The sequence below is a fragment of the Pandoraea eparura genome (assembly GCF_902459725.1).
GTDB classification, from domain to species: Bacteria; Pseudomonadota; Gammaproteobacteria; order Burkholderiales; family Burkholderiaceae; genus Pandoraea; species Pandoraea eparura.
On sequence record NZ_CABPSH010000002.1, the window covers coordinates 453,652 to 478,672 of the forward strand.

The window sequence follows — 25,021 nt, forward strand, 5'->3', positions numbered from 1 at the left end:
CTCGCATCGTGACGCGCTCGGCGCGGACGGCCAGCCGGCGCTCAAGGAGGACGCCAGCGACTCGCTTGTTGCGCGAAACGTTCCGCACAGGTCATGCCCAGCCGCTCGAACAACCGCCGTGGCACGCGCGCGGCCTCCATCATCTGCACGCCCACTTCGAGCGGGTCGATGCTCTCGCAGATCACGAGATCGGCTTCGCTGGCATCCAGCCCCACCGCGCACAAGTGCGCTCGCCACGCCGGCAACTCCGGGGCAAGAAACGCGGTCATCAAGTCGGGCAGAAGGGCGTCGAGAAACCCACGCTCCGCAGACGACAACGACGGGATCCATTCGCTGGCAAACCGGATAAATGCTGCCTGATGACGCCTTTCATCCGCACCATGCTCACTCAACATGCCGCGCACGGGCGGGTAGATGTCGTCACAGGCCCCCGCCTGTCGCAGCGTGCCGGTGATCAACGTCTCGGTGACCGTTGCCGCCGCTACGATGGCCATTGCGCGATGCGTTGCGGGCACCGCCTCACACAACGCCAGCACGCGCGCGACGCTCAACGACGGCGTTCGCGGCAACCCGTACCCGGTCTGTTTCAGCAGGTGCCCACGGAAGCGCTCCATCATCCACGTGTGAAAGCCCTCATCCGTATAGATGGCGAGTAGATCGTCACGGCCGACCGACGCGATGCCCGGCGTGTCGAGCATCGGTTCGATGGCGCGATTGACGATGTGCAATTCGACACGTTCCGTCTTGTTCAGGTAGTCGGCCAGACGATGCGCACTCAACTGCTGACGCGCCGCCTGGCCCCGCGCGCACACCCGCGGATGCGTGGCATACGGCATGAGCGCCAGGTTGAAGAACAGGTGATCGGGTTGCAGCGGCGGAAATGGCGCCTCGCCACTGCAGCGGGTAACGGCTGCGACGTCTCGCCAGGGCCGCAGGCCGGGCTCCCGCTCCCCCGCATTCCCGGCCGTGAGCGCACCAATGCCGCGCGTTGCGCCGTGATCAGACATGGGGTGACACCGCGGCGACAGTCGTCAACGGATGCGCGGCCAGCGACACGAGACTGGCCCGCTCCGGCCCCAGTCCGATACCGGCCAATGGCGCGCCGATTTGCCGTTCGACGAAATCAATGAAACCGTGCATGGCCGAATCAACCGTGCCTTCGCGCCCCAGCGCGAGCGAGCGCTCGGTCAGCCCCGGATAAATCATCACGTCCGACATCACGCCGCTGGACATCACGTCGCGATGGACGCGCATCGGCACCCCCTGATAGGTCGAATGGAAGTAGTGCGCGAGGCAGTCGACCTTGTTGAGGTAGACACAGTCGACGGCATGCACCTTGACGACCTCTCGCAACTGCGCGAGATCGAGCATGCCGATACGCCGCGGACGACCGGTCCCCGTGCCGTACTCGCGGGTGAGCATGCGAAGCGCGGTGCCGACATCGAACGGATCGTCGGAGCGCAGCAACCGGTCCGGCGAGAAGCGCGTCTGCTCTTCGGTCACGCCGACGTGCGACTGCGACGCTTCGTCACAATACTGCGCCGAGCGCTCACCCCCCAGTTCCGACGGAAACGGGCCACGGCCGACGCGTGACATGATCGCCTTCGCCACGCCGATCGTCCGACGGTGGTACTTCGGCGACAGATCGCCCCCCACATACGCATACGCCGGCACCGTGTGGCTCGACGTGACATACGGCTGGCAGCCGTCGACAACATCGAGCAGCACCGACTGCGCCCCTTCGAACAACACTCGGGCGCCCTGCTTCACGCGATTCGCGAGCCATCCTCGATCCGGTTCGACGTAAGCACGCAAGGTATCGGCCACCCTCGGCAGGCTCAACAACAAGTCCGACATCTCGGCGATCCATGGCGACGTTCCGCCTTCCGCATTGATCATGCTCGTGAACACGTCGCGCATCGACGCCACGGTGTCGGCTTCGCTCATGAGCAGATCGCCGAGCATCAGATTGACGCGTGTGTCGTTGCGCACACGCAAGGCGCGATCGGCGTAGCACGGCCCGATGCCGTTGCCGGTCGTACCGATCTTGCCGCCGCCGCGCCGATCCAGCGCAATGTGGTGAGGCTGCACGAGCGCTGCCCGCGCGCTGATGCGCAACCGGCCTTCGAGCGAGATACCCATCTCGCGGAGTTGTTCGATCTCATCGGCCAGCTTCCACGCATTAAGGGCGCACCCGGAGCCGATGTAAAGCGTGGCATGCGGATGAAACACGCCCGACGGCAATTGCTTGAGCGCGATACGGCCGAGCGGCGTGTCGATGGTGTGGCCAGCATTGGCACCGCCATTGAATCGGGCGATCACGTCGTACCCCGCGGCGAGAGCGTCGATGATCTTCGCTTTGCCTTCATCGCCGTATTGCAGACCGACGAGGACGTCGGCGAAGCCTTCGGCGCCTGACGACGCACGGTCCGCGGCGGAAGAGGACGCCGAAATGGCGGCAGGAAAGGAAGCGGAACAGGTAACAGAGGTCATGCGCGTTGCAAATCGTGGAAAAAACGGGGGACGGGCGCCTGCTGCGCCGCCAGTTGCTCATAGATCCAACGCCCGACAGCAATGTCGAGAATGCCCAGTCCGAACGGCGAGAACACGATCGGTCGGTCACGCTGCGGCGCGTGGCCGCCGCAAAGCAGATGCGGCAACGATGTCGTGACGAAGCGTCGATGACCGGTCTCGACCTCGGTGAGATGCAGCGAGGTCATCGCCCTCAGGCAATGGTCGATGTCGTCGACAACGTTATGCGACGCGAGAATTACCGCCGGCGCGAGGTCACGAAGCGAGAGATGCAGCACGATGGGACAGTGTGAGAACCAATCAGGGTTGTCCACGTAGGGGGATGACGCTGTCGTAGTGAACACAACGACGTCCGACGCGCGAACGGTGCGTTCAAGCGACGCGTCGGTGCACACTGCATCGCCAAGTCGCGCGTCGATGTGCGTCGCGAGCGACGCGGCGTAATCGGGGTTCAGGTCGTGCACCCGCACCTCGCCGATCGGCAGCCCGGCGAGCGGCAGGCACTCGGCCACGTGACGCGCAATCACGCCGGCGCCGACAAACGCCACGCGCAGGCGTCGCGTGGCCGATTCGGACATCGCCGTCGTCGTGAACCTGTCGCGCGCGAGACACCGCAGCGCGCTGACCGCGCTGGCCGCCGTGCGCGCCGCGCTGATGAAGCTCGCTTCCATACATGCCATCGGATACCCGGTCGCTCCATCGTTCAGGATGAGGACCGCCGAGGCACGCGGCATGCCCCGCTCGATGTTGTCTGGAAAGCTCGAGATCCACTTGATGCCGGTCACGGCCTCGCCTTTGTCATCGCGAAGGTGAGCCGGCAGCGCGATGATGCGATTGCGTTGCGCGTCGGGAAAGCGGAGAAACTGGCTCTGCGGATTGACGGTGCGCCCGGCGTGATGCGCGCGATATGCCGCCTCGACGGTGTCGAGGACAGCAGACTGTCCTTCCCCGAGGACCGCGCCGACCTGTTCCCCCGTGAACACGCGAAATTGCGGTAGCGGTTGTGCGTTCATGGCGATGACGGATGGACAGTCGCGACGAGAGGGGACGTCCCGCAAGGCGGACTCGGGCGGCCGTCGATACACGCGGCGGCCCAATCGGGGTCGTAGAGGGTGTCGAGATACTTGTCGCCCATGTCGGGCGCGATGGCGACGACCGTGTCGTTGGCGGCAATGTCGGCCGATGACAGTTGCACGGCGCGCAACACGCTGCCCGTGGACCCGCCAGCGAGCAAACCGCGCGTGGCCAGTGTCTGGCACATGCGAAGCGTTTCCGCCTCGGCAATGTGGACGATGGCGTCCGGCTGCTCGGCGCGAGACGCCTCGGACAACACCGGGCAGCAACTGGTGCCAAGCCCGGGGATACGGCGCGGCCCGGGCGGGCCGCCGAACGTCACCGAACCGACGGCATCGACCGCCACGACACGGGTCGGTAGCCGATGGCTGCGCACGTAGCGCAGGCAACCGATCAAGGTCCCCGTCGTGCCCGCGCCGACGAACAAATGGTCGACGTGGCGATGCGCTGCGAAGATCTCGGACGCCGTCCATCGATAATGCGCACGCCAGTTGCCCGGGTTGGCGTACTGATTGACCCACACCCAATGCGGATCACGCGCCACTTGCTCGCGAATCCACGCAATGCGCGTGCCGAGATACCCCCCCTGCGCGTCACGCCGCTCAACGCGCACGACATGCGCGCCCGTCGCCTGCATGGCACGGATCGCATGACGGGACGTATTGGGATCGGTCACGCAGGTGAACGGGTAGCCGCGATTTGCGCACACCATCGCCAGCGCCACGCCGAGATTGCCCGAGGACGATTCGACGATCCGTGTGTTCACATCGATGCGGCCTGTCGCCTCCAGATCCTCGATCAGTTGAAGCGCTGTCTTCAGCTTGATGGAGCCCGCCGCGTTCAGCCCTTCCAGCTTGAGATGCACCGTGGCACGGCACAGGCCGTCGATCGCAGCGAAAACGGGCGCCGTCGGGCGCAGGAAGGCGCCGTCCACGCGCAGCCCCCGGCGATCACGCGATGTATCGCTTGGCGCAGGCTCGAGCTGCGGCGACGCCACCCACGTTTCGTGTTGATCTCCCACTCCGACCTCCCGATGTCCCGCCCGAGGGCGATGCAATGGCGTGGCGTAGCGAGGGCCATCCGCAACGTCCTGGGCTCATGCACGCCGTGAAGCGTCATTTAAGCGAATCGGACGAGCGCAGAACACCTGCAAGGTCGTGTAGGACGTAGGATGCGGTGAGATAGTCAGGATGCCGACGGAAGACGTCGCACCCGCGAGGCTCAACGTGGCCGGCCGCCGCGCCCGATGTCCTGGATGCGAACGACGGCATTGCCGGACGCATCGGTTTTTTCGGGAATTTTCCAGGCGTGTCCGTAGACGAGCTCGAACGTCAGGGCGATCGTGCCGTCGGCACCGCGCTGACGTTCCAGCGCCGCACGCAAGGCCGCAAGACGCGCCCGCCCTGTGAGCCCCCTACGACGCTCCGGTCGCGGATTCACGCCGAGCAGGCGCACGTCGCGCAACAGGGTGTCCGGCGATTCGAACGTGAGCGTGAGCCGCTCCATGTCCGTGACCGGCGTATCGAAGCCGCTCGCCACCATCATGTCGCCCAGGTCGTGCATGTCCGTCGGCTCGAGGGCATGCGGCACCTCGTCCACTTCCGCCCACGCCGCCCTCAATTCCCGCAGGGTGTCGGGGCCATAGGCCGAAAACATCAGCAAACCGTCGTTGCCCAGCACGCGATGCCACTCGGGGATGACGCGGTGCGGCTCGCGATACCAATGAAGCGCGAGGTTCGACCACACCAGATCGAACGTGCGTGGTGCGAACGGCAGCGCGGAGAAATCGGCCTGCACGATGCCGTACGGCGGCGCAGTGCGCAGCAGACGCCGCCAACCGGTCGTCGCCCCTGCCGCCACGGCCGCCTTGGCCATCGCGAACGACGCGTCGAGCCCCACGCGATAGGCGTCCGGGTAACGCTCGCCGAAGCTCAGCAGATCGCCGCCCGTGCCGCATCCGGCATCGAGCACGCGCGTCGGCTTCAACTTGATGTAGTCGAGCCGGCTCGCGAGTCGCGATGCCACCTCCCGCATCAGGAAGTCGGCCTGCGGCCAGTGCGGCGCGCGGCGGTCGAACGCCGTACGCAAAAAACGCGCATCGAACGCAGAGGACGGGGTCGAGGGAGCGGCAGAAGGCTTCATGGGACGGGCGAAAAGGCGAGTCGGCAGTATACTCGCTGCTGTCCGAATGCATCGGGCACGGCTGTGCAGCCCGGCGCCCGCCGGCCCGTGCCGCGCCGTGCATCGACGATGTCGGCCGCGCCGCCCTTCACGCCACTTCATCGCTGCTATTGCCTTGCGTTCCCTTCATGCCACCTTCCCGACGCTCGCCAGACTCGCTGGCGGGTGGCTGCGCATGGCGTTGCCGGATCACTGTGCGCTTTGTCACCAGCGCGCCGCGCGACAGGTCTGCCCCGACTGCGCACATGCGTTCGACGCCAACCGGCCCGATGCACCGTCGCGCTGCCGCCAATGCGCCGTCGCCCTGCCACCGCTGGCAACGCTCAGTGATGGCGCCCCCCTGTCCGGCGCCGAGGGTGCGACAATTTGCCGCACCTCGTTACCGCTAGTGTGCGGACAATGCCTGCGACGGCGGCCCGCGTTCGACGCGACGCTGGTGCTCGCAGACTACGTGGCACCGCTCGATACCCTGATGATTCGTCTGAAATACCATGGCGCTCTGCCGTTCGCGCGCGAATTCGGCGAACGCCTCGGCGACGCCCTCGCAACCTGCGGCGACGACACGGCACTGCTGGTGCCTGTGCCGTTAGCGCCCTCGCGACTGGCATCGCGAGGTTTCAATCAGGCGTGGGAACTCGCGCGTGTCGCGTCGCGACGCGCGCAACTGCCTGCCAGCGCCCACATGCTGCATCGCGAGCGGACGACCGCCGCGCAGCGCGGCCTGTCGCGCGATGCACGGCGGCGCAACCTTCGCGGCGCCTTCGTTGCGAGCGACGGTGTCCGTGGGCGTCGCGTTGTGCTCGTTGACGACGTGATGACGACGGGGGCGACCTGCGACGCCGCGGCCGCCGCCCTCAAACGCGCCGGCGCAACGCATGTGCTTGCGGCAGTCGCATTGCGCACGCCGCCCACTTCATAACTTTGCCCCAACGCTCATGTTCAACGTCGTTCTCGTCAGCCCCGAAATTCCGCCGAACACCGGCAACGTCATTCGCCTGTGTGCCAATACGGGCGCACGCCTGCACCTGATCGAACCGCTCGGTTTCCCGCTCGACGACGCGCGTATGCGCCGCGCCGGACTCGACTATCACGAGTACGCCGAGATGAAGGTCCATCGGGACTGGGCTGCGTTTCTGAGCGCCGAATCGCCCGATCCCGCGCGGATGTTCGCGCTGACGACACGCGGCTCGCGCCCCTTCGGCGAGTTGTCGTTCGCCAAGGGCGACTGGTTCGTGTTCGGATCGGAAACCCGCGGCCTCGCCCCGGAACTGCTCGATACGTTCGCCACGACGCAACGCGTGCGCCTGCCGATGCGTCCCGGCAACCGCAGCCTCAACCTGTCGAACACGGTCGCCGTCGTGGTCTTCGAGGCGTGGCGTCAGCAGGGTTACGCCGGCGGGTCCTGATTCGCCAGTGCCGCGCGGTAAAGGGCCAGCATCGCACCGTCGAAGCAGACGAACTCGACGTGCTCGAGACTCGGAAAGTGGGGCAGCGCGTCGCGCACGGTGAAGACGGCCAACGGCACCGCCAGTTCCGGTGGATAGCCATAGATGCCGCAACTGATGGCCGGAAACGCCACGCTGCGGCAGCCGTGCGCCGCCGCCAGACGCAGGCTCTCGCGGTAGCAACTCGCGAGCAGCGCCGGCTCGTCCTCTGAACCACCGTGCCAAACCGGGCCCACCGTATGAATCACATACTTGGCCTTGAGTCGAAATCCCGGCGTGAGTCTGGCCTGCCCCGTCGGGCAGCCGTGGAGCTTGCGGCAGGCGTCCAGCAGTTCCGGCCCGGCGGCGCGATGAATCGCCCCATCGACGCTTCCGCCACCCAGCAGCGATTCGTTCGCGGCATTCACGATGGCATCGACCGGCGATTGCGTGATATCGCCTTGAGAGGTGTGGAGATGGGCAGCTGGCGACATGGGCTTGACTCCCTTGTGCGAGTGCCGACGACGGGATTCCGTCATCGGGGAAACGGCGCGCCGGCCATCGCGCAAAGGATCGCCGGCGGGCCATGCGACGCCGAAGCGGACCGCTCAGGCGTCGCAACTTGCCGGTGAGGCGTTAGCCCGGGGGAGCGTCGTCCTCGCGCTCTGCGCGGGCGTCGCGCCGCAGCAGGGCTTCCACCGCCGCACGGGCGGGCAGCCCTTCGAACAGCGTAGCGCAAACGGCGTCGGTAATCGGCATTTCGACGCCATGCGCACGCGCCAGATCGCGCACCGCACGCGCACATCGTACGCCTTCGGCGACATGCCCCAGCGACGCCAGCACGTCGTCGAGCGACTTGCCCGACGCCAGTTGCAGACCGACGGTGCGGTTACGCGACAGATCGCCCGTGGCCGTCAGGATCAGATCGCCCATGCCGGCCAGCCCCATGAACGTCTCGGGCTTGCCACCCAGCGCGACACCCAGGCGGGTCATTTCGGCCAGGCCACGGGTGACGAGCGCCGCGCGGGCATTGAGGCCCAGACCGAGTCCGTCACTGACGCCCGTCGCGATCGCGAGCACGTTCTTCACCGCGCCCCCGACTTCGACGCCAATCACGTCATCGCTCGAATAGATGCGCAATGCGCCGAAGTGACACGCGGCAATCGTCAGCTCGCACAGCGACGGCACCGCGCTCGCAATGGTCAGCGCCGCCGGCAGTCCCTGCGCGACTTCGCGAGCGAAGCTTGGCCCAGAGAGCGCGCCGCCCGCCACCTGCGGAAAAACCTCGGCAACGACCTGATGCGGGAGCAGTCCGGTATCGGACTCGAAGCCCTTGCACAGCCAGATCAGGTTGTGCGGCGCAGGGGCGGCCAGCGCCATATGGCTGGCCAGCGCGCGCAGGCCGGCAACGGGCACCGCGGCGACGCACAAGGCGTGTTCGCCCGTGCCATGCGTGAGCGCCGCCGCAAAATCGGCTTCGAATCGCAGACGTAGCGACAGCTGCGCACCGGGGAGATAGTGGGAATTTTCGTGGGAGGCGGTCAGTTGCGTCACGAGCGCCGCATCGCGCGCCCAGAGCACAACGTCATGGCGGGCCGCCATGTGGCTCGCCATCGCGGTGCCCCAGGCACCTGCACCGAATACGGCAATCTTCATGAGGGAGGCCTCGACGCGACGGCCGACTGCGTGCCGGGCGTCGCGTCGATCAAGCGCAAGCGCTTAGTGGGTCTGGGCGGCCGAGCCGTCGGGCATGACGATGCCCGGGGCCGGCGTTTCGCCGTTGGCCGCCTGTTGCTCGGCCAGTTGCGCCAGACGCTGCTCGTAGAGCGCCTGGAAGTTTACTTCGGCCAGATGGATCGGCTGGAAACCGGCACGGCTGATGGCGTCGGCCACGTTGGCGCGCAGGTACGGGTAGACGATCGTCGGGCACGCAATGCCGATGAGGGGGTCGAGTTGCTCGACGGGCACGTTGCGAATCTCGAAGATGCCGGCTTGCTTGCCTTCGACGAGGAACGCGACCTTGTCCTTGATCTTGGCCGTCACGGTGGCAATCACGGCGACTTCGAAGATTTCCTCGGCCAGACGTTCGGCGGCGACGTCCAGCTGCACTTCCACGGTCGGCATCTCCTGCTCGAGGAAGATCGCGGGCGAGTTCGGCTGTTCGAGCGACAGATCTTTCAGGTAGGCGCGCTGGATGCTGAAAAACGGCTGATTCTGGTCGGACATTTCGTTTCCTTGGGATAAGACAGCCGCGCAGACACGCGGCTGGGCGCACTATTTTGCGGGCGGTATCAGGCGGCTTGCAAGAGGGGGACGAGGCCACCGGCACGGTCAAGTGCCGACAGATCGTCGTAACCGCCGATGTGGCGCTCGTCGATATAGATCTGCGGTACCGTGCGACGGCCCGTGCGCGTCATCATTTCCTCGCGGCGGGCGGGTTCCTTGTCGATCAGCACCTTCTCGATGTCCTGAACGCCGCGCTGACGCAGCAGTCGCTCCGCCATCTGGCAATACGGGCACACTTGCGTGCTGTACATCACGATCTTCGGCATGACTGGCAATTCCTCGATTACTTCACAACCGGCAGACCGGCTTCCTGCCAGGTGGCAATGCCGCCCTGCAGGCTGAACGCCTCGGCATAGCCAAGACTGCGCAACAGCGTCTGGGCGCGCGCGGCGCCCTGCCCGTTCTTGCACACGATCAGGACCGGTGCCGCCTTGTTCTTGATGATCTGCGCGACCTTCTGTTCGACATCGTCGAGCGGCACGTTGCGCGCGGCGGGCAAGTGGCCGGCGGCGAACTCCTCGCCAGTGCGCACATCGAGCACCACGGCACCCTTGCGGTTGATGAGCTGGGTCGCTTCCACGGTCGACAGACCGCGACCGCCGCGCTTGAATACGGGCCACGCCAGCATGCCCCCCGAGACGAGGGCAATGACGATCAGCGCGAGGTTGGTGTAATCGGTAAGGAACGTCACAAACCACCTGAAAAATATCAAAAGAATCCGATCATTATAAAATAATCCGTGATTGCGCCGACGGGTTGCGTTGCCAATCGCTGCGCCGGACGTCGGCGGCCCCTTCGCCGCGCCCCCGAACGTCTCTGGATTGCTGCCGCAAAACCCCTTGCCGGGCCTTGCTGCGCAAGGCGCGGCGAGCGGCCATCGTCTCGTCGGCTGCCCCCGCTTTCCAACTCTGACTGAAGTTTGCTCATGTACAAGCTCGTTCTCATCCGCCACGGCGAATCGACGTGGAACAAGGAAAATCGCTTCACCGGCTGGATCGATGTCGACCTGACGGACAAGGGCGCCGCCGAAGCCACCCAGGCTGGTGAATTGCTCGCCGAAGCCGGCTACAAGTTCGATCTCGCCTATACGTCGGTGCTCAAGCGCGCGATCCGCACCCTCTGGCACGTGCAAGACGCCATGGACCAGATGTGGATTCCCGTCATCCATAGCTGGCGCCTGAACGAGCGTCACTACGGCGCTCTGGCCGGCCTCAACAAGGCCGAGACCGCCGCCAAATACGGCGACGAGCAGGTGCACGTCTGGCGCCGCAGCTACGACACGCCGCCGCCGCCGTTGGCCGCGGACGACGAACGCAGCTCCTACCACGACCCACGTTACGCCAAGCTCAAGCGCGAGGAGATTCCGCTCACCGAGTGCCTGAAGGACACCGTGGCGCGCGTGCTGCCGTTGTGGAACGAGTCGATCGCCCCGGCGGTGCGGGCGGGCAAGCAAGTCCTCATCGCCGCGCACGGCAATTCGCTGCGCGCCCTCATCAAGCACCTCGACAAGATTTCGGACGACGACATCGCCGGCCTGAACATCCCGAACGGCACACCGCTCGTGTATGAACTGGACGCCGACCTCCAACCGATCCGTCACTACTACCTGGGCGACGCGGAGAAGATTGCCGGCGCGCTGGCCGCGGTGGCGGCGCAAGGCAAGTCGAAGTAATCGCCGAGTCTCGCCTGCGCCCGTCGCAGGCGGCGAGCGCGCCGCCCTCCCTTGGCGGCGCGCGCCCGCGCCGGCCGCGCCCCCTGCTCGCCCTTATCCCCGCCCTTCTCCCCCTCACACGTCCGCTGCGAGCACCTTACTGGCCACCCCCGCTGTAACGCGCCGTAACACGATATCCGAGCGTCCCAAGACTGCCCACTCCATGGGCCCGGCGCAGGGGAAAGCGCGTTGCGCCGGCCAAAGTGGGGCGATTCCTGACGAAGTCGAGGCTCCCGCTCGCGACAAAGGCGCGTAAACCGGAACTTTTCGTAGAACCTCTCCGGAAAATTCCCTGTCGAATGGGCAATGCCCGCCCTGCGGGCAAACGGTTATACTTCGCCAAAGTGCGCGCACCGCTGGGTGGGCGCCCCGAAAAATCCGGAATTTCCACGCCTATATGCGCCAAACCCTCAAACACATCGGCCTGATCGTGCTTGGCCTCGCAACCGGTGCGGCTGCCACCCTCGCGTTTTCGCAGGCTTCCGCACAAAGCGCTACCACGCCGTTGCCGCTCGAACAGCTCCGTCTGCTGGCCGAAGTGTTCGGTCAGATCAAGCGCGAGTATGTGCAACCGGTCGACGACAAGAAGCTGCTGACCGCGGCCATCAAGGGCATGGTGTCGAGTCTCGATCCGCATTCGTCCTATCTCGACAAGGACGAATACAAGGAGCTGCAGGAACAGACCCGAGGCCGCTTCGCCGGTCTCGGCATCGAGATCTCGCAGGAAGACGGCCTGGTCAAGGTCATTTCCCCGATCGAAGACAGCCCGGCGTTCAAGGCCGGCCTGAAGCCCGGCGACCTCATCACCCGCATCGACGACAAGCCCGTGCGCGGCATGACCCTCGATCAGGCGGTCAAGCGCATGCGCGGCGCACCCGGCAGCAAGGTCACGCTAACCATCTACCGCAAGTCGGACGAGCGCACGTTCCCGGTGTCCATCGTTCGCGCGGAAATTCGCGTCCAGAGCATCAAGGGCAAGATGCTCGAGCCCGGCATCGCTTACGTGCGCATCACGAGCTTCCAGGAACGCACGGTGCCGGATCTGGCCAAGAAACTGCAAGAGCTGGCCAAGGACCAACCGATCAAGGGTCTGGTGCTCGACCTGCGCAACAATGGCGGCGGCATCCTGCAGTCGGCGGTCGGCGTGTCCGCGGCCTTCATGAAGGAAGGCGCCACGGTTGTGACGACCAACGGTCAGATCGAAGACGCCAAGCAGAAATACACGGCCACCTTCGACAACTACCGTCTGTCGGCAAGCCCCGACGATCCGCTCAAGGGCGAAGCCGCCTTCTGGAAGACGGTGCCGATGGTCGTGCTGGTGAACGCCTACTCTGCGTCGGCCTCGGAGATCGTGTCCGGTGCGCTGCAGGACTCGAAGCGCGCGCTGATCATGGGCAAGACGACCTTCGGCAAGGGCTCGGTGCAGACCGTGCGCCAACTGTCGCCGGACACGGCGCTGCGCCTGACCACGGCCTACTACTACACGCCGAGCGGTCGCTCGATCCAGTCCATCGGCATCACGCCGGACATTCCGGTCGACCAGAATCCGAAGGGCGATCCGGAAGACGTGCTGATCACGCGCGAAATCGACTACCAGAACCATCTGCACAACACGCAGACGCCTGACGAGCAAAAGGCCATCGACGCCCGCGAAGCGCGCCGCCTCGAAGAGTTGCACCGCCTCGAGGAAGAGAACGCCAAGAAGACGCCGGAAGAGCGCAAGAAGGAACGCGAAGCGCGCCTGCCGGATCTGGGCAGCCCCGACGACTTCATGCTCCAGCAGGCGGTTCACCAGCTCAAGGGCGAGCCGGTCCAGCGCACGAAGTCGCGCCTGGAGGCCAATGCCGGCCCGATGCCGAAGGACACATCGAAGGCAGCCAGCCCCGCCGCCGTCAAGACGGACGCGAAGAGCGGCACGGCAGCGCCGGCCAAACCGTCGGACAAGAAGTAAGCATCGGCTTTACACTACAAACCGTGCCCGCGAAAGCCGGCACGGTTTTTTTATTCATTCCCGTTTTGCGATGAACGACGACCAGTTGCTGCGTTACTCCCGCCACATCCTGCTCGACGAACTCGGTATCGAGGGTCAGGAGCGTCTGCTCGCCGCCCACGCCATGATCGTTGGCGCAGGTGGTCTCGGCTCGCCCGCCGCGCTGTATCTTGCGGCCTCCGGCGTCGGACGCATCACGCTGATCGACGACGACGACGTCGATCTCACCAACCTGCAACGCCAGATTCTCCACGACACCGGGAGTGTCGGTCGGCCCAAGGTGATCTCCGGGCGCGATCGCATCGCGCAGGTCAATCCCGGCGTGGTCGTCGACGTCGTCCAAGCCCGTGCGGACGAAGCGCAACTCACGGCGCTGGCCCGCACCGCCACGGTGGTGCTCGACGGGTCGGACAACTTCGCCACGCGTCACGCTGTCAATCGGGCCTGCGTGACGGCGGGGGTGCCACTTGTGTCCGGCGCAGCCCTGCGCTTCGACGGGCAGATCAGCGTCTTCGATGTGCGAGACGAGGCGTCGCCCTGCTACGAGTGCATTTTCCCGGCCGACGAGCCGTTCCCCGAGCAGGCCTGCGCCACGATGGGGGTGCTCGCCCCGCTCGTGGGCATTATCGGCAGCATGCAGGCAGCCGAGGCCATCAAGCTCATCACGGGAATCGGCAAGCCGCTCGTTGGCCGCCTGCAGATGCTCGACGCCCGCCGAATGAGCTGGCACACGATGCACTGCGCCCGTAATCCGGAGTGCAAGGTCTGCGGGCAGCGCCACTGAGTGCCTGCGGCGCGGCTGGCGTCGATCGGGCGTGGCCCGAACTTTCCGAACTATCTGAACGCTTCGAACGCTTCGAACGCTTCGAACGCTTCGAACGCTTCGAACGCTTCGAATGCTTCGAATGCTTCGAATGCTTCGAATGCTTCGAGCGTATTGAACTCACCGAACGCTTGCTACGCGCGCCGAGCACGAGCGAAAAAAAAGCGGGCGCCCTGTCTCAGGGCCCCGCTTTTCTCGTTGGGGGATGGCCGGCGACGCGCAACCGATCCGTCAGGCCGCCGCCAGGCGCGACAGCGCCGCCTGCATCTCCTCGGGCTCGGTCGCCGCAAGCAGCTCCTGGACCGGCCGCTCCAGATCCGGCAGATGCGCACGCAGGATCTCCTGCTTGACCTGCAGCAGTTGGCTCGGATGCATCGAGAACTCCCGCAGGCCCATGCCGAGCAACAGACGCGTCGCCGTCGGATCACCTGCCATCTCCCCGCACACGGCCACCGGCACGCCGAACGCATGTGCCTCGCGGATGGTCATGGCGATCAGTCGCAGCACCGCCGGATGCAGTGGATCGTAAAGATGGGCGACGGCATTATCGGCGCGATCGATCGCCAGCGTGTATTGAATCAGGTCGTTCGTACCGATGGACAGGAAGTCCAGTCGCTTCAGGAACATCGACACCGTGAGCGCCGCCGCCGGCACTTCGATCATCGCGCCCAGCTTGACGCCTGGGTCGTAAAGCAGCCCCGCGGCATCGAGCTGCGACTTCGCTTCGCGCACGAGTTCGAGTGTCTGGTCGATTTCCTGCGCATGCGCGAGCATTGGGAACAGTATCTGCACCTTGCCGAAGGCCGATGCCCGCAGAATCGCCCGCAATTGCGTGAGAAACATGCGCGGCTCGGAGAGACTCCAGCGAATGGCCCGCAGCCCCAACGCCGGATTCGGCGCCGTCTCGTACGACTCATGACTGTCGAGCGGCTTGTCGGCGCCCACGTCGATGGTCCGGATCGTCAGCGGCAGACCGCGCATCGCCTCGACGGCGCGCTTGTAGGCCTCGAACTGCGCCTCTTCCTCCGGTGCCTCCTTCTCGTTCATGAAAAGGAATTCCGTGCGGAACAGCCCCACGCCCACCGCGCCTGCAGCGACTGCCGTCGCGGCGTCTTCCGGCAACTCGATGTTGGCAAGCAACTCGATGGGAGTGCCGTCGATCGTCTGTGCCGGCGAATGCTTCAAGCGCTGCAAGCGCCGCTCTTCGAGCGCGCGCTCGCTTTGGCGGTAGCTGTACTCTTCGAGCACGATCGGCGCCGGATCGACGATGACGATACCGTGATCGCCGTCGATGATGATGACGTCGTCCTGCTTGATGAGCAGGCTGGCTTGCGCGACGCCGACCGCCGCCGGAATGCCCAGACTGCGCGCAACGATGGCCGTATGCGACGTCTTCCCGCCGAGGTCCGTGACGAAGCCCTTGAACGTCTGCGTCTTGAATTGCAGCATGTCGGCCGGCGCAATGTCGCGGGCCACGACGATCATGTCGTCGCGCGGGGTCTCGGCCACCACGTGGCGAATGCCGGGCGCACCGGCGAGTGCCTTGAGTACGCGCTCGGTCACCTGTTCGATGTCCGCGCGGCGCTCGCGCAGGTACTCGTCGTCGATGTCTTCGAAACGTGCGACGAGCACCTCGAGCTGCGTGGTCAGCGCCCATTCCGCGTTGTAGCGGCGCTCGCGAATCAGCTTGATGACCGCGTCGGCCAGCAGCGTGTCGTTGAGAATCAGCGAGTGAACATCGAGGAACGCGCCCATCTCGCCCGGCGCATCGTCGGGCAGTTCCGCCTTGAGGGTATCGAGTTCGTGCTGGACAGTCGACTGAGCGCCATGAAAGCGCGCGATTTCGTCATCGACCTGGGTGGGGTCAAGCAGATAGTGCGGGACATCGAGCGTGGCGGGCGCGAGCAAGTAGGCGCGTCCGATCGCGATGCCGCGGGAAACGGGAATGCCGTGCAGGGTGAAAGACAAGGAAGTCTCCCCAGTTCAGAGGCGAATGATTCGACCGTAAGCTGTAGGCTTTGCCGCGTTCGGGTGACGTGCGACACGGTGAGCCGCCCTTGGGCGCGGATGCGATCGACGCTCGCGGCGCGCCGCAACTCACCGCAACGACGCGTTACTCCCCTTCGCCGAACTTGCTCGCGATGAGGGCCAGGATTTCATTCATGGCTTGCTGCTCGTCCGAGCCCTCGGTCTCTACTTCGACCGTCGCGCCAATCCCGGCGGCCAGCATCATGACGCCCATGATGCTCTTCGCGTTGATGCGCCGACCATTCCGGGTCAGCCAGACCTCACTCTGAAATTTCGCCGCCAATTGCGTCAGCTTTGCCGATGCCCGGGCATGCAAGCCCAATTTATTTACGATCGTCGTTTCTTGTCGAAGCATGTGTCAGTGTGACGTAGTGTGTGTGGCCGGCGCACCCGCGCCAACCTCCAGAATACCTTTAGATCCGCCGGAAAGCACCTTCTCCACCAGCGTGTCGAGCGGCACCGAGCGATAGCACACCGCCTTGATCAGCATCGACAGGTTCACTCCCGAGAGGACACGCACCTTCGCATCGACGAGTTGCGCCGCGACATTCGACGGCGTGGCGCCGAACAGGTCCGTGAGGACCAGTACGCCGTTGTCCTCGTGAAGCTGCGCGAGGCGTTCGCGCGCCGTGGCGACGAGCGCGGCCGTGTCCTGGTCGGGCACAACGTCGATGGCGCCGATGTGCGCCGGACACCCGCCGTAGATATGCGAAACACACTCGCGAAGTGCGGAGGCGAGCGGTGCGTGGGCAATAATCAGAATTCCAGCCATGATGCTAGGTACGCCAAGCGCCGCGGGTGTTCGGAAGTCAAACACAACGACGAACGCGAACCTGTCGATTTTGGGACAGCTATTTTAACAGGCGCGCAAAAAACCCGATTTTTCAGGCGGTTAGGCCCGGCCTGAGACGGTGCGTCGCCCCGACAGCCCCGAATTCACCTTACACCGCCCGTTCCAGGGCATCGATGAACATTTTCGGCACATCGAAACCGGTTTGGTCCGTGATTTCCTGGAAGCACGTCGGACTCGTGACGTTCACTTCCGTGAGGCAATCGCCGATGACGTCGAGGCCCACGAGCAGCAGGCCACGTTGCCAGAGTATCGGCGCCAGCGTTTCGGCAATCTGACGATCGCGCGCCGTCAGGTCGCGCGCCTCGCCCACGCCGCCGGCGGCGAGGTTGCCGCGCACTTCGTTGCCTTGCGGGATGCGCGCCAGCGAGTGCGGCACAACCTGGCCGCCGATGACGAGAATCCGCTTGTCGCCCAGCACGATCTCGGGAATGAAGCGCTGCGCCATCACCGAACTGGCCCCGTATTCCCCGAGCATTTCGATGACCGACCCAAGGTTGCGGCCATCCGGACCGATGCGGAACACCCCTGTGCCGCCCATGCCGTCCAGCGGCTTGTAGATGACGTCACCATGTTCGTCGTGAAAAGCGCGCAGGCGGGTCGCGTCGCGCGTGACCAACGTCGGCGTCACGAACTGAGGAAATTCGGCGATCGCCATCTTTTCGGAGTGATCACGAATCGCGCTCGGCTTGTTGAACACCCGCGCACCGGCGCGCTCGGCGACCTCAAGCAGCCACGTGGCGTTGATGTACTCCATGTCGAACGGCGGGTCCTTGCGCATGAGCACGGCATCGAACTCGGTAAGCGCGCTCACCCGCGTTTGCACCACGTCGTACCAGGCAATCGCATCGCCCGTCAGGCGGATTTCCCTGACGCGCGCGTCGACCCCCGCGTTCTGCCAGGCCATCTCGTGCGTCTCGCACGCGAATATGCGGTGCCCGCGACGCGCGGCCTCGCGCATCATCGAGAACGTGGTGTCCTTGTAGATCTTGAACTGGTCGAGCGGGTCGGCGATAAAGAGAATCTGCATCGATCGGCGGGAGTCTTGGGGGTTCGGATGCACACACCGCGGGCAGCGGCGACAGACGTCTATTCTAGCCGAGGCGCCATTTTGCCGCTGCGCGTGGCATCAACGTCCGGCGCGCCGCTTCCACGCGACATGAACGCTCGCCCCCCGCTGCCAAGCGCCACGGATCCGCCCAGCCCGAGCAGCAGCGATGCGTCGTGCACAGGATCCAGACGAGCGCGCATGAGCGACAAATGCGTCTTGAGCGTCTGCACGCCAATCGCGCACGCCTCGCGCGTCTGCGCGCGCGACTGCCCGGCCAGCAGCCGCATCGCGATCTCGCGCTGCACCGGGGTCAGCCCCGTCTGCCAGAGCCGCAGCAACAGCCGAATGGCGGGCGGCACGGCGAGGTGCAGGGCAATGCGCACGCGCTCGGTCGCCCGGCCGCCCATTGCGCACAAATGCGTGGCGTGCAGGTGTAGCGTGCCGCCTGGCACCCCGAGTGCCTTGCTGACGGGCACCCCGGGCGAGGCGGCGTCCGATGGGTGGAGCCTCAGTTCGTCGACCAGCGACTGGCAGGCCTGCACGACGACGCACGCCTCGGGCCACGCGCGCCCGGGCATGCGCTGCCAGACCCGGCGCATGAGCGCCAGCGCCGCGGGGTCGGCCCATTCCGGCTGACGTCGATGCCAGACCAGCGTCCCTGCCACATCGTCGCCGATGGCGGCCGACGGTTCCGGCCGAAGCGGTTGAGTGAGGGATGTCATCGCGGTCATCGGGGGGAAGCCGGGGCGATGAAGCGGCGCGGCGAACTCGGCGGCGGCAGACTCAAACGCCGCGACTTCGCGTGCACTGAAACGCGGCTGCGATCTGCGGCGCGACACGAGGAGTCGCAACGCGCCGAGCGGGGCGACGGCCGACGGCCCGGCGCACTCGCTGCGCATCGCCGCCGCGCCCGTGGCCCTGGGCAACGGCAACAGACAAACGTCGAGCAAGTCGCCGTCGGGCAGGCATCCCGCCAGTTCCGGAGGACGGGGCAATGTCGAGGACGCCGCGGCCAAGCCGCCCCGTGAGCGCCGCGCGTGACCGCGCAGCACCTCGCCGTGCGCGAGCGAGCGCTGCAGCGCCGCCACCGGCGGCATCGCCCAATCGCTGGTGGCGAGCCGCTCGCAGGCCGACAGGGGCGCCTGCGGCGCGTACCAGCAAGTCGCCGGCGCTGTCGCGCCTGGATCGTCGGGCGCATGACACCAGAGCGCGGCCACGCCGTCCGCCGCCAGCCTCAGGCGCAGTGTCTCCAGCCACAGCGGCAGATAGTCGAGCGTCGGCAGCGGCAGTTGATGAAGTTGACGAAGGCCTGTGCGCAAATCCCCCTGCATTCCCATATGCCTCCCAGACAGCACCATTCCAAGGAAATTTCCTATTCCGCGTCGAGACGGACGCACCTCCCCCAGTCGGGGGATGTTGTGCATGTCAAACGGTCGCATCATCGCTTCAATGCTGACGCGAACGAGGCAGCGGATCGGCACAGTACACCGATCCAGACATCAAGGGAGCGTGCAGGAAACCAGTTTGCGGGGGGGAACCGCCCAGGGAAGCCCCGATTTCCGGTCGTTGCATGAGGCGACCGGTAAATGTGACGCCCGGCTAGTCGGGGGGCCAGCCGGGCGTCTTTTTCTTTTCGCTTCCCGGAACGGGAAGCGTCCAGGGCGACCGCCTAACCGGCACGCCCTCACCTCAAATTCGGAAACTTCTCAAACCGACGCCAAACCGAAGGGACGTAAGCGGGCGTGACGGGGCGTGACGGGGCGAGCGGGCGCGAACCGATGTGAGCCGATGTGAGCGGACGCGAGCCGACGTGGAGCCGGCGTGGAGCCGGCGTGGAGCCGGCGTGAAGCAGGCGTGAGCGGACGTGAGCCGACGTCACTGGCCGCCACGTCGATCCTGCCGCGTCAATACGTTTCCGGATCCGGATCGGTGCGCTCGAGTTCGACCGACGCCGCGAGCAGTGCCAGACGCGCCACCACGCCGTACATATAGAACCGGTTCGGCGGTGCCGCGCCCGGTTTGGCGTGGACATCGGGCAGCGCCGTGTGCTCGAAGGCGAGCGGCACGAAGTGCATGCCGGGCGCATTGAGGTTCTCGTCGGTCCCGCGTCCGGTGTGCACCCGGTAGAACCCGCCGACCACGTAGCGATCGATCATGTAGACGACCGGCTCCGCCACGGCTTCGTTGATGCGCTCGAACGTGTAGACGCCTTCCTGCACGATCACGTCGTGCACTTCGAGACCTTCCTTGACCACGCTCATCTTGGTACGCTCGCGCCGGTTCAGGTTTTTGATCTCGGCGGCGTCATGCACCATCATCACGCCCATGCCGTACGTGCCGGCATCGGCCTTGATCACGACGAACGGCTTTTCACTGATGCCGTACTCGCGATACTTCTTGTTGATCTTCTTGAGCACGGCGTCGACCGTATCGGCGAGCTTCTCTTCCCCGACGCGTTCATCGAAATCGATGCCCTCGCACTTGGCAAAGTACGGATTGAGCATCCACGGGTCGACGTCGATCATCTTCGCGAATTTCTTGACGATGTCGTCGTACGCCGAGAAATGCTGGCTCTTGCGGCGCACGGCCCATCCGGCATGCAGCGGCGGCAAGAGGTACTGTTCGTGAAGGCCTTCGAGAATCGGCGGAATGCCGGCGGACAGATCGTTGTTGAGCAGGATCGAGCACGGATCGAAATTCTTGAGCCCCAGCCGACGCGGCGAACGCTCGAGCGGCTCGATCACGACGTGCTGGCCGTCGGGCAACTCGATGGTGGTCGGCTCGGTGATGTCGTCCGACAGACTGCCCAGGCGCACGTTCAGCCCCGCGTGACGCATGATCGTCGACAGCCGGGCAAGGTTCTGCAGGTAGAAAGTGTTACGCGTATGCCGTTCGGGAATGAGCAGCAGGTTCTTGGCGTCGGGGCAGATCTTCTCGATGGCGGCCATCGCCGCCTGCACGGCAAGCGGCAGCACCTCAGGCGCCAGATTATTGAAGCCACCGGGGAAGAGATTGGTGTCGACCGGGGCGAGCTTGAAGCCGGCATTTCGCAGGTCGACCGAACAATAGAACGGCGGCGTATGTTCCTGCCACTCGAGCCGGAACCAGCGCTCGATCGCGGGAGTCGCATCGAGGATCTTCTTTTCCAGGTCGAGCAAGGGGCCTTTCAGAGCCGTGACGAGATGCGGAACCATGCTTCTCTCATATCCAGATGGAATATCGATTGTAGAGCATACGCCCGGCGTCCCCCACCCTTGGGCAGGATCGGAGGACGTGCAGTGCGCAAGCTGCGGTGAAAGAAGATGGGGGCGAAGCGGGGAATCGCAAGCAAAAAAAACGGGCACCCCTGGGTACCCGCACAACGCCGGCGGCGGCTGTCCGACCGGCCACCGGCAACTCCTCTTGCTCGCCCTGGGTCAAGCTCGGCAACGCATCGTTGCCGAGTCGCGGGCGGTTGTGGGATGTCAGACCCGGCCGAAGCCGGGCCCGAACAGTGCGACGTCACAGATTCGAACGGTGGGGAAAACGATCCCCACCGACGCTCCTGTCATCAGTTGTGATAAGCGGATTCGCCGTGCGAGGTGATGTCCAGACCCTCGCGCTCTTCGTCTTCCGGCACGCGCAGACCCAGCACGATGTCGGCGATCTTGAAGGCGATGAAGGCGACCACGCCCGACCAGACGACCGTGGTGAGCACGGCCTGCAGCTGGATCCAGACTTGACCGGCGATCGAGTAGTCCGGCGCCACCTTGTTGGCCACGTAGTCGTAGATGCCCGTACCGCCAAGCGACGGGGCCGCGAACACGCCCGTCAGAATCGCGCCGAGCATACCGCCCACGCCATGCACGCCAAATACGTCGAGCGCGTCGTCGGCCTTGAGCAGGCGCTTCAGGCCATTCACCCCCCACAGGCAGATCAGACCGGCAAGCAGGCCGAGCACGATCGAGCCCATCGGGCCGACGAAGCCGGCGGCAGGCGTCACCGCCACCAGACCGGCGACAGCACCCGAGGCACCACCGAGCATTGACGGCTTGCCCTTGCCGATCCACTCACCAGCCGTCCACGACAGCGTGGCAGCCGCGGTTGCGAGCAGCGTGTTCACGAAGGCGAGCGCAGCACCGCCGTTCGCTTCCAGCCCCGAGCCGGCGTTGAAGCCGAACCAGCCGAACCAGAGCAGCGAGGCGCCGATCATCGTCATCGTGAGCGAATGCGGCTTGAACGCTTCCTTGCCGAAACCAACACGCTTGCCAACCATGTACGAGCCGACCAGACCGGCGATAGCGGCATTGATGTGCACCACCGTACCGCCTGCGTAATCGAGCGCGCCCTTCTGGAAGAGCCAGCCGGCATGTGCCGTGGCGGCGTCGGCGGCGGCAGGGTCAGTGTAAGCATCCGGACCCGCCCAGAACCACACCATATGGGCGATCGGCAGATAGGAGAACGTGAACCAGATCACGGTGAAGAGCAGCACGGCCGAGAACTTGGTACGTTCGGCAAACGCCCCGACGATCAGCGCACAGGTAATGGCGGCGAACGCGGCCTGGAACGCCATGTACGCGTATTCCGGCACATTCACGCCCTTGCTGAAGGTCGCGGCGATCGAGTCCGGCGTCATGCCCTTCAGGAACAGACGATCAAAGCCCCCGAAGAACGCCCCGCCCTCGGTGAACGCGATGCTGTAGCCGTAGATCGACCAGAGCACGACCACGAGCGAGAAGATGATGAAGCACTGCATCAGCACCGAGAGCATGTTCTTCGAGCGGACGAGACCGCCGTAGAACAGACCCAGGCCGGGCAGGGTCATGAGAATCACCAGGGCGGTACAGGTCAGCAGCCACGCCGTGTCACCCTTGTTCGGCGGCACGGGCGTCGCGGCGGCGGCGGGTGCCGGCGCAGCGGCCTGGGCCGCCGGCGTCGCAGTGGAGGCAGCGGGTGATGCGGTTTCCGACGCGGCGGCCGGGGCCGAGGCGTCCTGCGCGAGTGCGGCGGTCGAGCCGAGGCCCAGCGTGCCCGCAACGCCCGCGAAGGCGGCGACGAGCAACAGTTTGGCAAGCAGTTTTTTCATGATTGTTGTCTCTTTTGTAGGACCTTCACAGCGCGTCTTCGCCGGTCTCTCCCGTACGGATTCGGACGACGTGTTCGACGTTGGACACGAAAATCTTGCCGTCGCCGATCTTGCCGGTGCGAGCCGCCTGCTCGATGGCGTCGATCGCCTGGTCGAGCAAGGCGTCGCCGATGACCGCCTCGATCTTCACCTTCGGCAGAAAGTCGACGACATATTCTGCACCCCGATACAGCTCGGTATGGCCCTTTTGGCGGCCGAAGCCCTTGACTTCGGTCACCGTAATCCCCGCCACGCCGATGTTCGACAGGGCTTCGCGCACCTCGTCGAGCTTGAAGGGTTTCACAATTGCGGTAATCAGCTTCATGTTGAGTCGCTCCTTAGAATGTCTTCGACAACCCCACGACGACCGTCGCCTTGGAGAGTACTTTGCCGGAATTCGCGGCGGTGTAGTACTTCTCATCGGCGTTCGTATCGACGTAGGCGACCGACACGGTGAAGTTCTTGCCCAGGTCTTTCGACAGGCCGAGCTTCCAGTCGGTATAACCAGCCGCGCTGAAGTTGTGCACCCACTGGTGCCCCACGTGACCGACCGCCGAGAGGCCCCAGAAGCCGATGTCATAGGTCGCCGTGAGGTCGAGATAGCCGCTGTTCGTCGTATCCTGGCCGTCCGGGCTCACGAGACCGAACAGACGGGTCAGCGAGTGCGAGTACTTCAGCGTTACCGTTTTCCAGCCCACGGCGGCATACAGTTCGAACGTATGCGGACGCGGGAAAAACGCCCCGGACGGGTAGGTCCCCGGGTAGTAGTACTGCAGCCCCCCGACGTCGACGGTCCAGTCGGGGAGGACTTCCTTCTTCCAGCCCCCATAGAAGTCCATCTCGATCGGCGCGCTCACCGCCGAGTTGCCATCCGAAATCCAGCTGATGTTCGACGCCCACACGCCGGCGTACAGCCCGGACTCATGCGCGAGATCGAAGCCACCCTGCACCGCCGGGCGCTTGGCCGTTTGCGAAATGCCACGGAAGCGGTAGTCGGAGAACAGACCGATGTTGGCGGTTACCGTCAGCGGTTCGGCTGCGGCACTCGCCGCGGTGGCAGGTGCGGCACCGTCGGCGCTCGCCTGCGCGAAAACGCCGGCGGACGTCGCCATGGCACCGAAGAAGACAACGCCAGCCATCGCAGTTGACACTTTATTCATCACTTTCCCCTGAGTTGTTATCTAACGTCTTGGTGCAGCGTGCGGCAGGTTCCGGCCTGAGTAGAGCAACTCCCGTGCCAGGTCCCATGTCGACATGCGCTGCGACGCGCAAGATACGAATTTCGAGATAAAAAATTGGCAAAATTACGGGGGACGGGCCGGCGCACGGGCATCGCCGACGACGACAACGACGCCGGGCCGACGTGGTCAAATCCTTACCGGGTAATGACTGGGCGGAATTGGACCGGCGCCTGCGCTGGCTGGGCACAGGAAACGGTGTTAGAGTTGCGCCAACGTTGGCGGCCGCCCCCGATGCACCACCTTGCACCGGTCAGACCGGCACGCCGAAGCACTGTGACGGTGCAAGCACCATTTTGGTGCGCAGAAATGAAGCGAGGAAGGCTTATGAAACCGAACGAGATCCTGCAAGACATGCAAACCAAGGTGAGTGAGTTGCTCAAGCAATCGCCCGCCAAGGATATCGAGCGCAATGTCAAAAGCCTGCTCAACCAGGGCTTCAACCGGCTCGATCTGGTAACCCGCGAGGAATTCGACGTGCAGGCGCAGGTGCTTGCCCGCACGCGCGAGAAGCTCGAAGCGCTGGAAAAGCGTGTGGCCGAACTCGAAAGCCTGCGCAGCGAAGCGCAAGACTGACGGGATACAAGGGGCGCTTCGGCGCCCTTTGTGGTTTTAGGGGACCCGAAGCAGGCCAGCGCGATGCCCCGCGTCACCGCCCCCTCGTCGCTTCATCGCTTGACACCCCGTATCGCGACACCCCGATTCTCAGCCTAAGATCGGGATCCTCCT

General features: G+C 65.1%; 25 protein-coding genes. 6 read left to right on the top strand and 19 right to left on the bottom strand.

Translation table 11 applies throughout. The features are described 5' to 3' along the window. Positions 1-41 precede the first annotated feature (41 nt). The 5 genes from PEP31012_RS06200 to PEP31012_RS06220 all read right to left on the bottom strand — a co-directional run bounded on the left by PEP31012_RS06200 (position 42) and on the right by PEP31012_RS06220 (position 5,748). Positions 42-1,007, bottom strand: coding sequence for a diiron oxygenase (locus tag PEP31012_RS06200; protein ID WP_150588448.1), 966 nt, complete (start codon positions 1,005-1,007; stop codon positions 42-44). Beyond that, the gene (locus tag PEP31012_RS06205; RefSeq protein ID WP_150588449.1) at positions 1,000-2,493 is read right to left on the bottom strand and encodes an adenylosuccinate synthetase; all 1,494 of its coding nucleotides are present in this window, start codon (positions 2,491-2,493) and stop codon (positions 1,000-1,002) included. Before PEP31012_RS06205 ends, PEP31012_RS06200 begins: the two co-directional genes overlap by 8 nt. Beyond that, complete coding sequence (sbnB, locus tag PEP31012_RS06210) at positions 2,490-3,545, bottom strand: 2,3-diaminopropionate biosynthesis protein SbnB (protein ID WP_150588450.1); 1,056 nt, start codon at positions 3,543-3,545, stop codon at positions 2,490-2,492. Before sbnB ends, PEP31012_RS06205 begins: the two co-directional genes overlap by 4 nt. Continuing rightward, a complete protein-coding gene (gene sbnA, locus PEP31012_RS06215) occupies positions 3,542-4,627 on the bottom strand; it encodes a 2,3-diaminopropionate biosynthesis protein SbnA (protein ID WP_246171162.1) in 1,086 nt (361 codons plus the stop codon). The genes sbnB and sbnA overlap by 4 nt, the downstream gene beginning before the upstream one ends. Positions 4,628-4,827: 200 nt before the next feature. Further along, positions 4,828-5,748, bottom strand: a complete 921-nt coding sequence (locus PEP31012_RS06220; protein ID WP_150588451.1) for a methyltransferase domain-containing protein — start codon at positions 5,746-5,748, stop codon at positions 4,828-4,830. A gap of 154 nt (positions 5,749-5,902) precedes the next feature. On the opposite strand from PEP31012_RS06220, the gene PEP31012_RS06225 reads away from it, so the two are divergent. Continuing rightward, the gene (locus PEP31012_RS06225) at positions 5,903-6,706 is read left to right on the top strand and encodes a ComF family protein (RefSeq protein WP_246171163.1); all 804 of its coding nucleotides are present in this window, start codon (positions 5,903-5,905) and stop codon (positions 6,704-6,706) included. Positions 6,707-6,722: 16 nt separating this feature from the next. Beyond that, a complete protein-coding gene (gene trmL / locus PEP31012_RS06230) occupies positions 6,723-7,193 on the top strand; it encodes a tRNA (uridine(34)/cytosine(34)/5-carboxymethylaminomethyluridine(34)-2'-O)-methyltransferase TrmL (protein ID WP_150588452.1) in 471 nt (156 codons plus the stop codon). Here the strand turns inward: trmL and PEP31012_RS06235 are convergent. The 5 genes from PEP31012_RS06235 to PEP31012_RS06255 form a co-directional block, all read right to left on the bottom strand. Further along, positions 7,175-7,705, bottom strand: a complete 531-nt coding sequence (locus PEP31012_RS06235) for an O-acetyl-ADP-ribose deacetylase (RefSeq protein WP_150588453.1) — start codon at positions 7,703-7,705, stop codon at positions 7,175-7,177. The two genes, trmL and PEP31012_RS06235, sit on opposite strands and share 19 nt — an antisense overlap. A gap of 142 nt (positions 7,706-7,847) precedes the next feature. After that, on the bottom strand, positions 7,848-8,867 hold the full coding sequence (locus PEP31012_RS06240) for an NAD(P)H-dependent glycerol-3-phosphate dehydrogenase (RefSeq protein ID WP_150588454.1): 1,020 nt from the start codon (positions 8,865-8,867) through the stop codon (positions 7,848-7,850). Between the two features lie 63 nt (positions 8,868-8,930). Beyond that, positions 8,931-9,437 carry a protein-export chaperone SecB gene (gene secB / locus PEP31012_RS06245; protein ID WP_017232705.1) on the bottom strand — a complete coding sequence of 169 codons (507 nt, stop codon included), beginning with the start codon at positions 9,435-9,437 and terminating at the stop codon, positions 8,931-8,933. 65 nt (positions 9,438-9,502) lie between these two features. Continuing rightward, a complete protein-coding gene (gene grxC, locus PEP31012_RS06250) occupies positions 9,503-9,763 on the bottom strand; it encodes a glutaredoxin 3 (protein WP_150588455.1) in 261 nt (86 codons plus the stop codon). 17 nt (positions 9,764-9,780) lie between these two features. Next, complete coding sequence (locus PEP31012_RS06255; protein ID WP_150588456.1) at positions 9,781-10,188, bottom strand: rhodanese-like domain-containing protein; 408 nt, start codon at positions 10,186-10,188, stop codon at positions 9,781-9,783. A 234-nt stretch (positions 10,189-10,422) separates the two neighbouring features. On the opposite strand from PEP31012_RS06255, the gene gpmA reads away from it, so the two are divergent. The 3 genes from gpmA (at position 10,423) to PEP31012_RS06270 (ending at position 13,982) form a co-directional block, all read left to right on the top strand. Next, the gene (gene gpmA / locus PEP31012_RS06260; protein WP_150588457.1) at positions 10,423-11,169 is read left to right on the top strand and encodes a 2,3-diphosphoglycerate-dependent phosphoglycerate mutase; all 747 of its coding nucleotides are present in this window, start codon (positions 10,423-10,425) and stop codon (positions 11,167-11,169) included. 436 nt (positions 11,170-11,605) lie between these two features. Next, positions 11,606-13,159, top strand: coding sequence for a S41 family peptidase (locus PEP31012_RS06265; RefSeq protein WP_150588458.1), 1,554 nt, complete (start codon positions 11,606-11,608; stop codon positions 13,157-13,159). A 70-nt stretch (positions 13,160-13,229) separates the two neighbouring features. Further along, complete coding sequence (locus tag PEP31012_RS06270; protein WP_150588459.1) at positions 13,230-13,982, top strand: HesA/MoeB/ThiF family protein; 753 nt, start codon at positions 13,230-13,232, stop codon at positions 13,980-13,982. Between the two features lie 270 nt (positions 13,983-14,252). Here PEP31012_RS06270 and ptsP read toward each other — a convergent pair whose 3' ends face one another. The 9 genes from ptsP to PEP31012_RS06315 all read right to left on the bottom strand — a co-directional run bounded on the left by ptsP (position 14,253) and on the right by PEP31012_RS06315 (position 24,214). Continuing rightward, on the bottom strand, positions 14,253-15,989 hold the full coding sequence (gene ptsP, locus PEP31012_RS06275) for a phosphoenolpyruvate--protein phosphotransferase (RefSeq protein WP_150588460.1): 1,737 nt from the start codon (positions 15,987-15,989) through the stop codon (positions 14,253-14,255). 145 nt (positions 15,990-16,134) lie between these two features. After that, positions 16,135-16,404: an HPr family phosphocarrier protein gene (locus tag PEP31012_RS06280; protein ID WP_150588461.1), complete on the bottom strand. Its 270-nt coding sequence runs from the start codon at positions 16,402-16,404 to the stop codon at positions 16,135-16,137. Between the two features lie 3 nt (positions 16,405-16,407). Further along, positions 16,408-16,821 (bottom strand): PTS sugar transporter subunit IIA, encoded by a 414-nt coding sequence (locus tag PEP31012_RS06285; RefSeq protein ID WP_150588462.1) that lies wholly within the window; start codon positions 16,819-16,821, stop codon positions 16,408-16,410. A gap of 169 nt (positions 16,822-16,990) precedes the next feature. Then, entirely contained in the window at positions 16,991-17,929 is a 939-nt protein-coding gene (gshB, locus tag PEP31012_RS06290) for a glutathione synthase (protein ID WP_150588463.1), read from the bottom strand. Between the two features lie 59 nt (positions 17,930-17,988). Beyond that, complete coding sequence (locus PEP31012_RS06295; RefSeq protein ID WP_150588464.1) at positions 17,989-19,281, bottom strand: helix-turn-helix transcriptional regulator; 1,293 nt, start codon at positions 19,279-19,281, stop codon at positions 17,989-17,991. 573 nt (positions 19,282-19,854) lie between these two features. Beyond that, a complete protein-coding gene (gshA, locus tag PEP31012_RS06300; protein WP_150588465.1) occupies positions 19,855-21,144 on the bottom strand; it encodes a glutamate--cysteine ligase in 1,290 nt (429 codons plus the stop codon). A 356-nt stretch (positions 21,145-21,500) separates the two neighbouring features. After that, the gene (amt, locus tag PEP31012_RS06305) at positions 21,501-23,015 is read right to left on the bottom strand and encodes an ammonium transporter (protein ID WP_150588466.1); all 1,515 of its coding nucleotides are present in this window, start codon (positions 23,013-23,015) and stop codon (positions 21,501-21,503) included. Between the two features lie 25 nt (positions 23,016-23,040). Beyond that, complete coding sequence (locus tag PEP31012_RS06310) at positions 23,041-23,379, bottom strand: P-II family nitrogen regulator (protein WP_010804740.1); 339 nt, start codon at positions 23,377-23,379, stop codon at positions 23,041-23,043. A gap of 13 nt (positions 23,380-23,392) precedes the next feature. Beyond that, the gene (locus tag PEP31012_RS06315) at positions 23,393-24,214 is read right to left on the bottom strand and encodes a TorF family putative porin (protein ID WP_150588467.1); all 822 of its coding nucleotides are present in this window, start codon (positions 24,212-24,214) and stop codon (positions 23,393-23,395) included. A gap of 405 nt (positions 24,215-24,619) precedes the next feature. Between PEP31012_RS06315 and PEP31012_RS06320 the strand changes: the two genes are divergently transcribed. Then, complete coding sequence (locus PEP31012_RS06320; RefSeq protein ID WP_150588468.1) at positions 24,620-24,868, top strand: accessory factor UbiK family protein; 249 nt, start codon at positions 24,620-24,622, stop codon at positions 24,866-24,868. Positions 24,869-25,021 lie beyond the last annotated feature (153 nt).

Coding starts and splice junctions, on each gene's coding strand:
- PEP31012_RS06285 (WP_150588462.1), bottom strand. CDS start 16,821: ATGGCTGGAATTCTGATTATTGCCCACGCACCGCTCGCCTCCGCACTT.
- PEP31012_RS06315 (WP_150588467.1), bottom strand. CDS start 24,214: ATGAATAAAGTGTCAACTGCGATGGCTGGCGTTGTCTTCTTCGGTGCC.
- PEP31012_RS06240 (WP_150588454.1), bottom strand. CDS start 8,867: ATGAAGATTGCCGTATTCGGTGCAGGTGCCTGGGGCACCGCGATGGCG.
- PEP31012_RS06205 (WP_150588449.1), bottom strand. CDS start 2,493: ATGACCTCTGTTACCTGTTCCGCTTCCTTTCCTGCCGCCATTTCGGCG.
- PEP31012_RS06310 (WP_010804740.1), bottom strand. CDS start 23,379: ATGAAGCTGATTACCGCAATTGTGAAACCCTTCAAGCTCGACGAGGTG.
- sbnB (WP_150588450.1), bottom strand. CDS start 3,545: ATGAACGCACAACCGCTACCGCAATTTCGCGTGTTCACGGGGGAACAG.
- PEP31012_RS06220 (WP_150588451.1), bottom strand. CDS start 5,748: ATGAAGCCTTCTGCCGCTCCCTCGACCCCGTCCTCTGCGTTCGATGCG.
- trmL (WP_150588452.1), top strand. CDS start 6,723: ATGTTCAACGTCGTTCTCGTCAGCCCCGAAATTCCGCCGAACACCGGC.
- PEP31012_RS06265 (WP_150588458.1), top strand. CDS start 11,606: ATGCGCCAAACCCTCAAACACATCGGCCTGATCGTGCTTGGCCTCGCA.
- amt (WP_150588466.1), bottom strand. CDS start 23,015: ATGAAAAAACTGCTTGCCAAACTGTTGCTCGTCGCCGCCTTCGCGGGC.
- PEP31012_RS06320 (WP_150588468.1), top strand. CDS start 24,620: ATGAAACCGAACGAGATCCTGCAAGACATGCAAACCAAGGTGAGTGAG.
- PEP31012_RS06270 (WP_150588459.1), top strand. CDS start 13,230: ATGAACGACGACCAGTTGCTGCGTTACTCCCGCCACATCCTGCTCGAC.
- grxC (WP_150588455.1), bottom strand. CDS start 9,763: ATGCCGAAGATCGTGATGTACAGCACGCAAGTGTGCCCGTATTGCCAG.
- gshA (WP_150588465.1), bottom strand. CDS start 21,144: ATGGTTCCGCATCTCGTCACGGCTCTGAAAGGCCCCTTGCTCGACCTG.
- PEP31012_RS06200 (WP_150588448.1), bottom strand. CDS start 1,007: ATGTCTGATCACGGCGCAACGCGCGGCATTGGTGCGCTCACGGCCGGG.
- gshB (WP_150588463.1), bottom strand. CDS start 17,929: ATGCAGATTCTCTTTATCGCCGACCCGCTCGACCAGTTCAAGATCTAC.
- secB (WP_017232705.1), bottom strand. CDS start 9,437: ATGTCCGACCAGAATCAGCCGTTTTTCAGCATCCAGCGCGCCTACCTG.
- PEP31012_RS06280 (WP_150588461.1), bottom strand. CDS start 16,404: ATGCTTCGACAAGAAACGACGATCGTAAATAAATTGGGCTTGCATGCC.
- gpmA (WP_150588457.1), top strand. CDS start 10,423: ATGTACAAGCTCGTTCTCATCCGCCACGGCGAATCGACGTGGAACAAG.
- PEP31012_RS06235 (WP_150588453.1), bottom strand. CDS start 7,705: ATGTCGCCAGCTGCCCATCTCCACACCTCTCAAGGCGATATCACGCAA.
- PEP31012_RS06295 (WP_150588464.1), bottom strand. CDS start 19,281: ATGCAGGGGGATTTGCGCACAGGCCTTCGTCAACTTCATCAACTGCCG.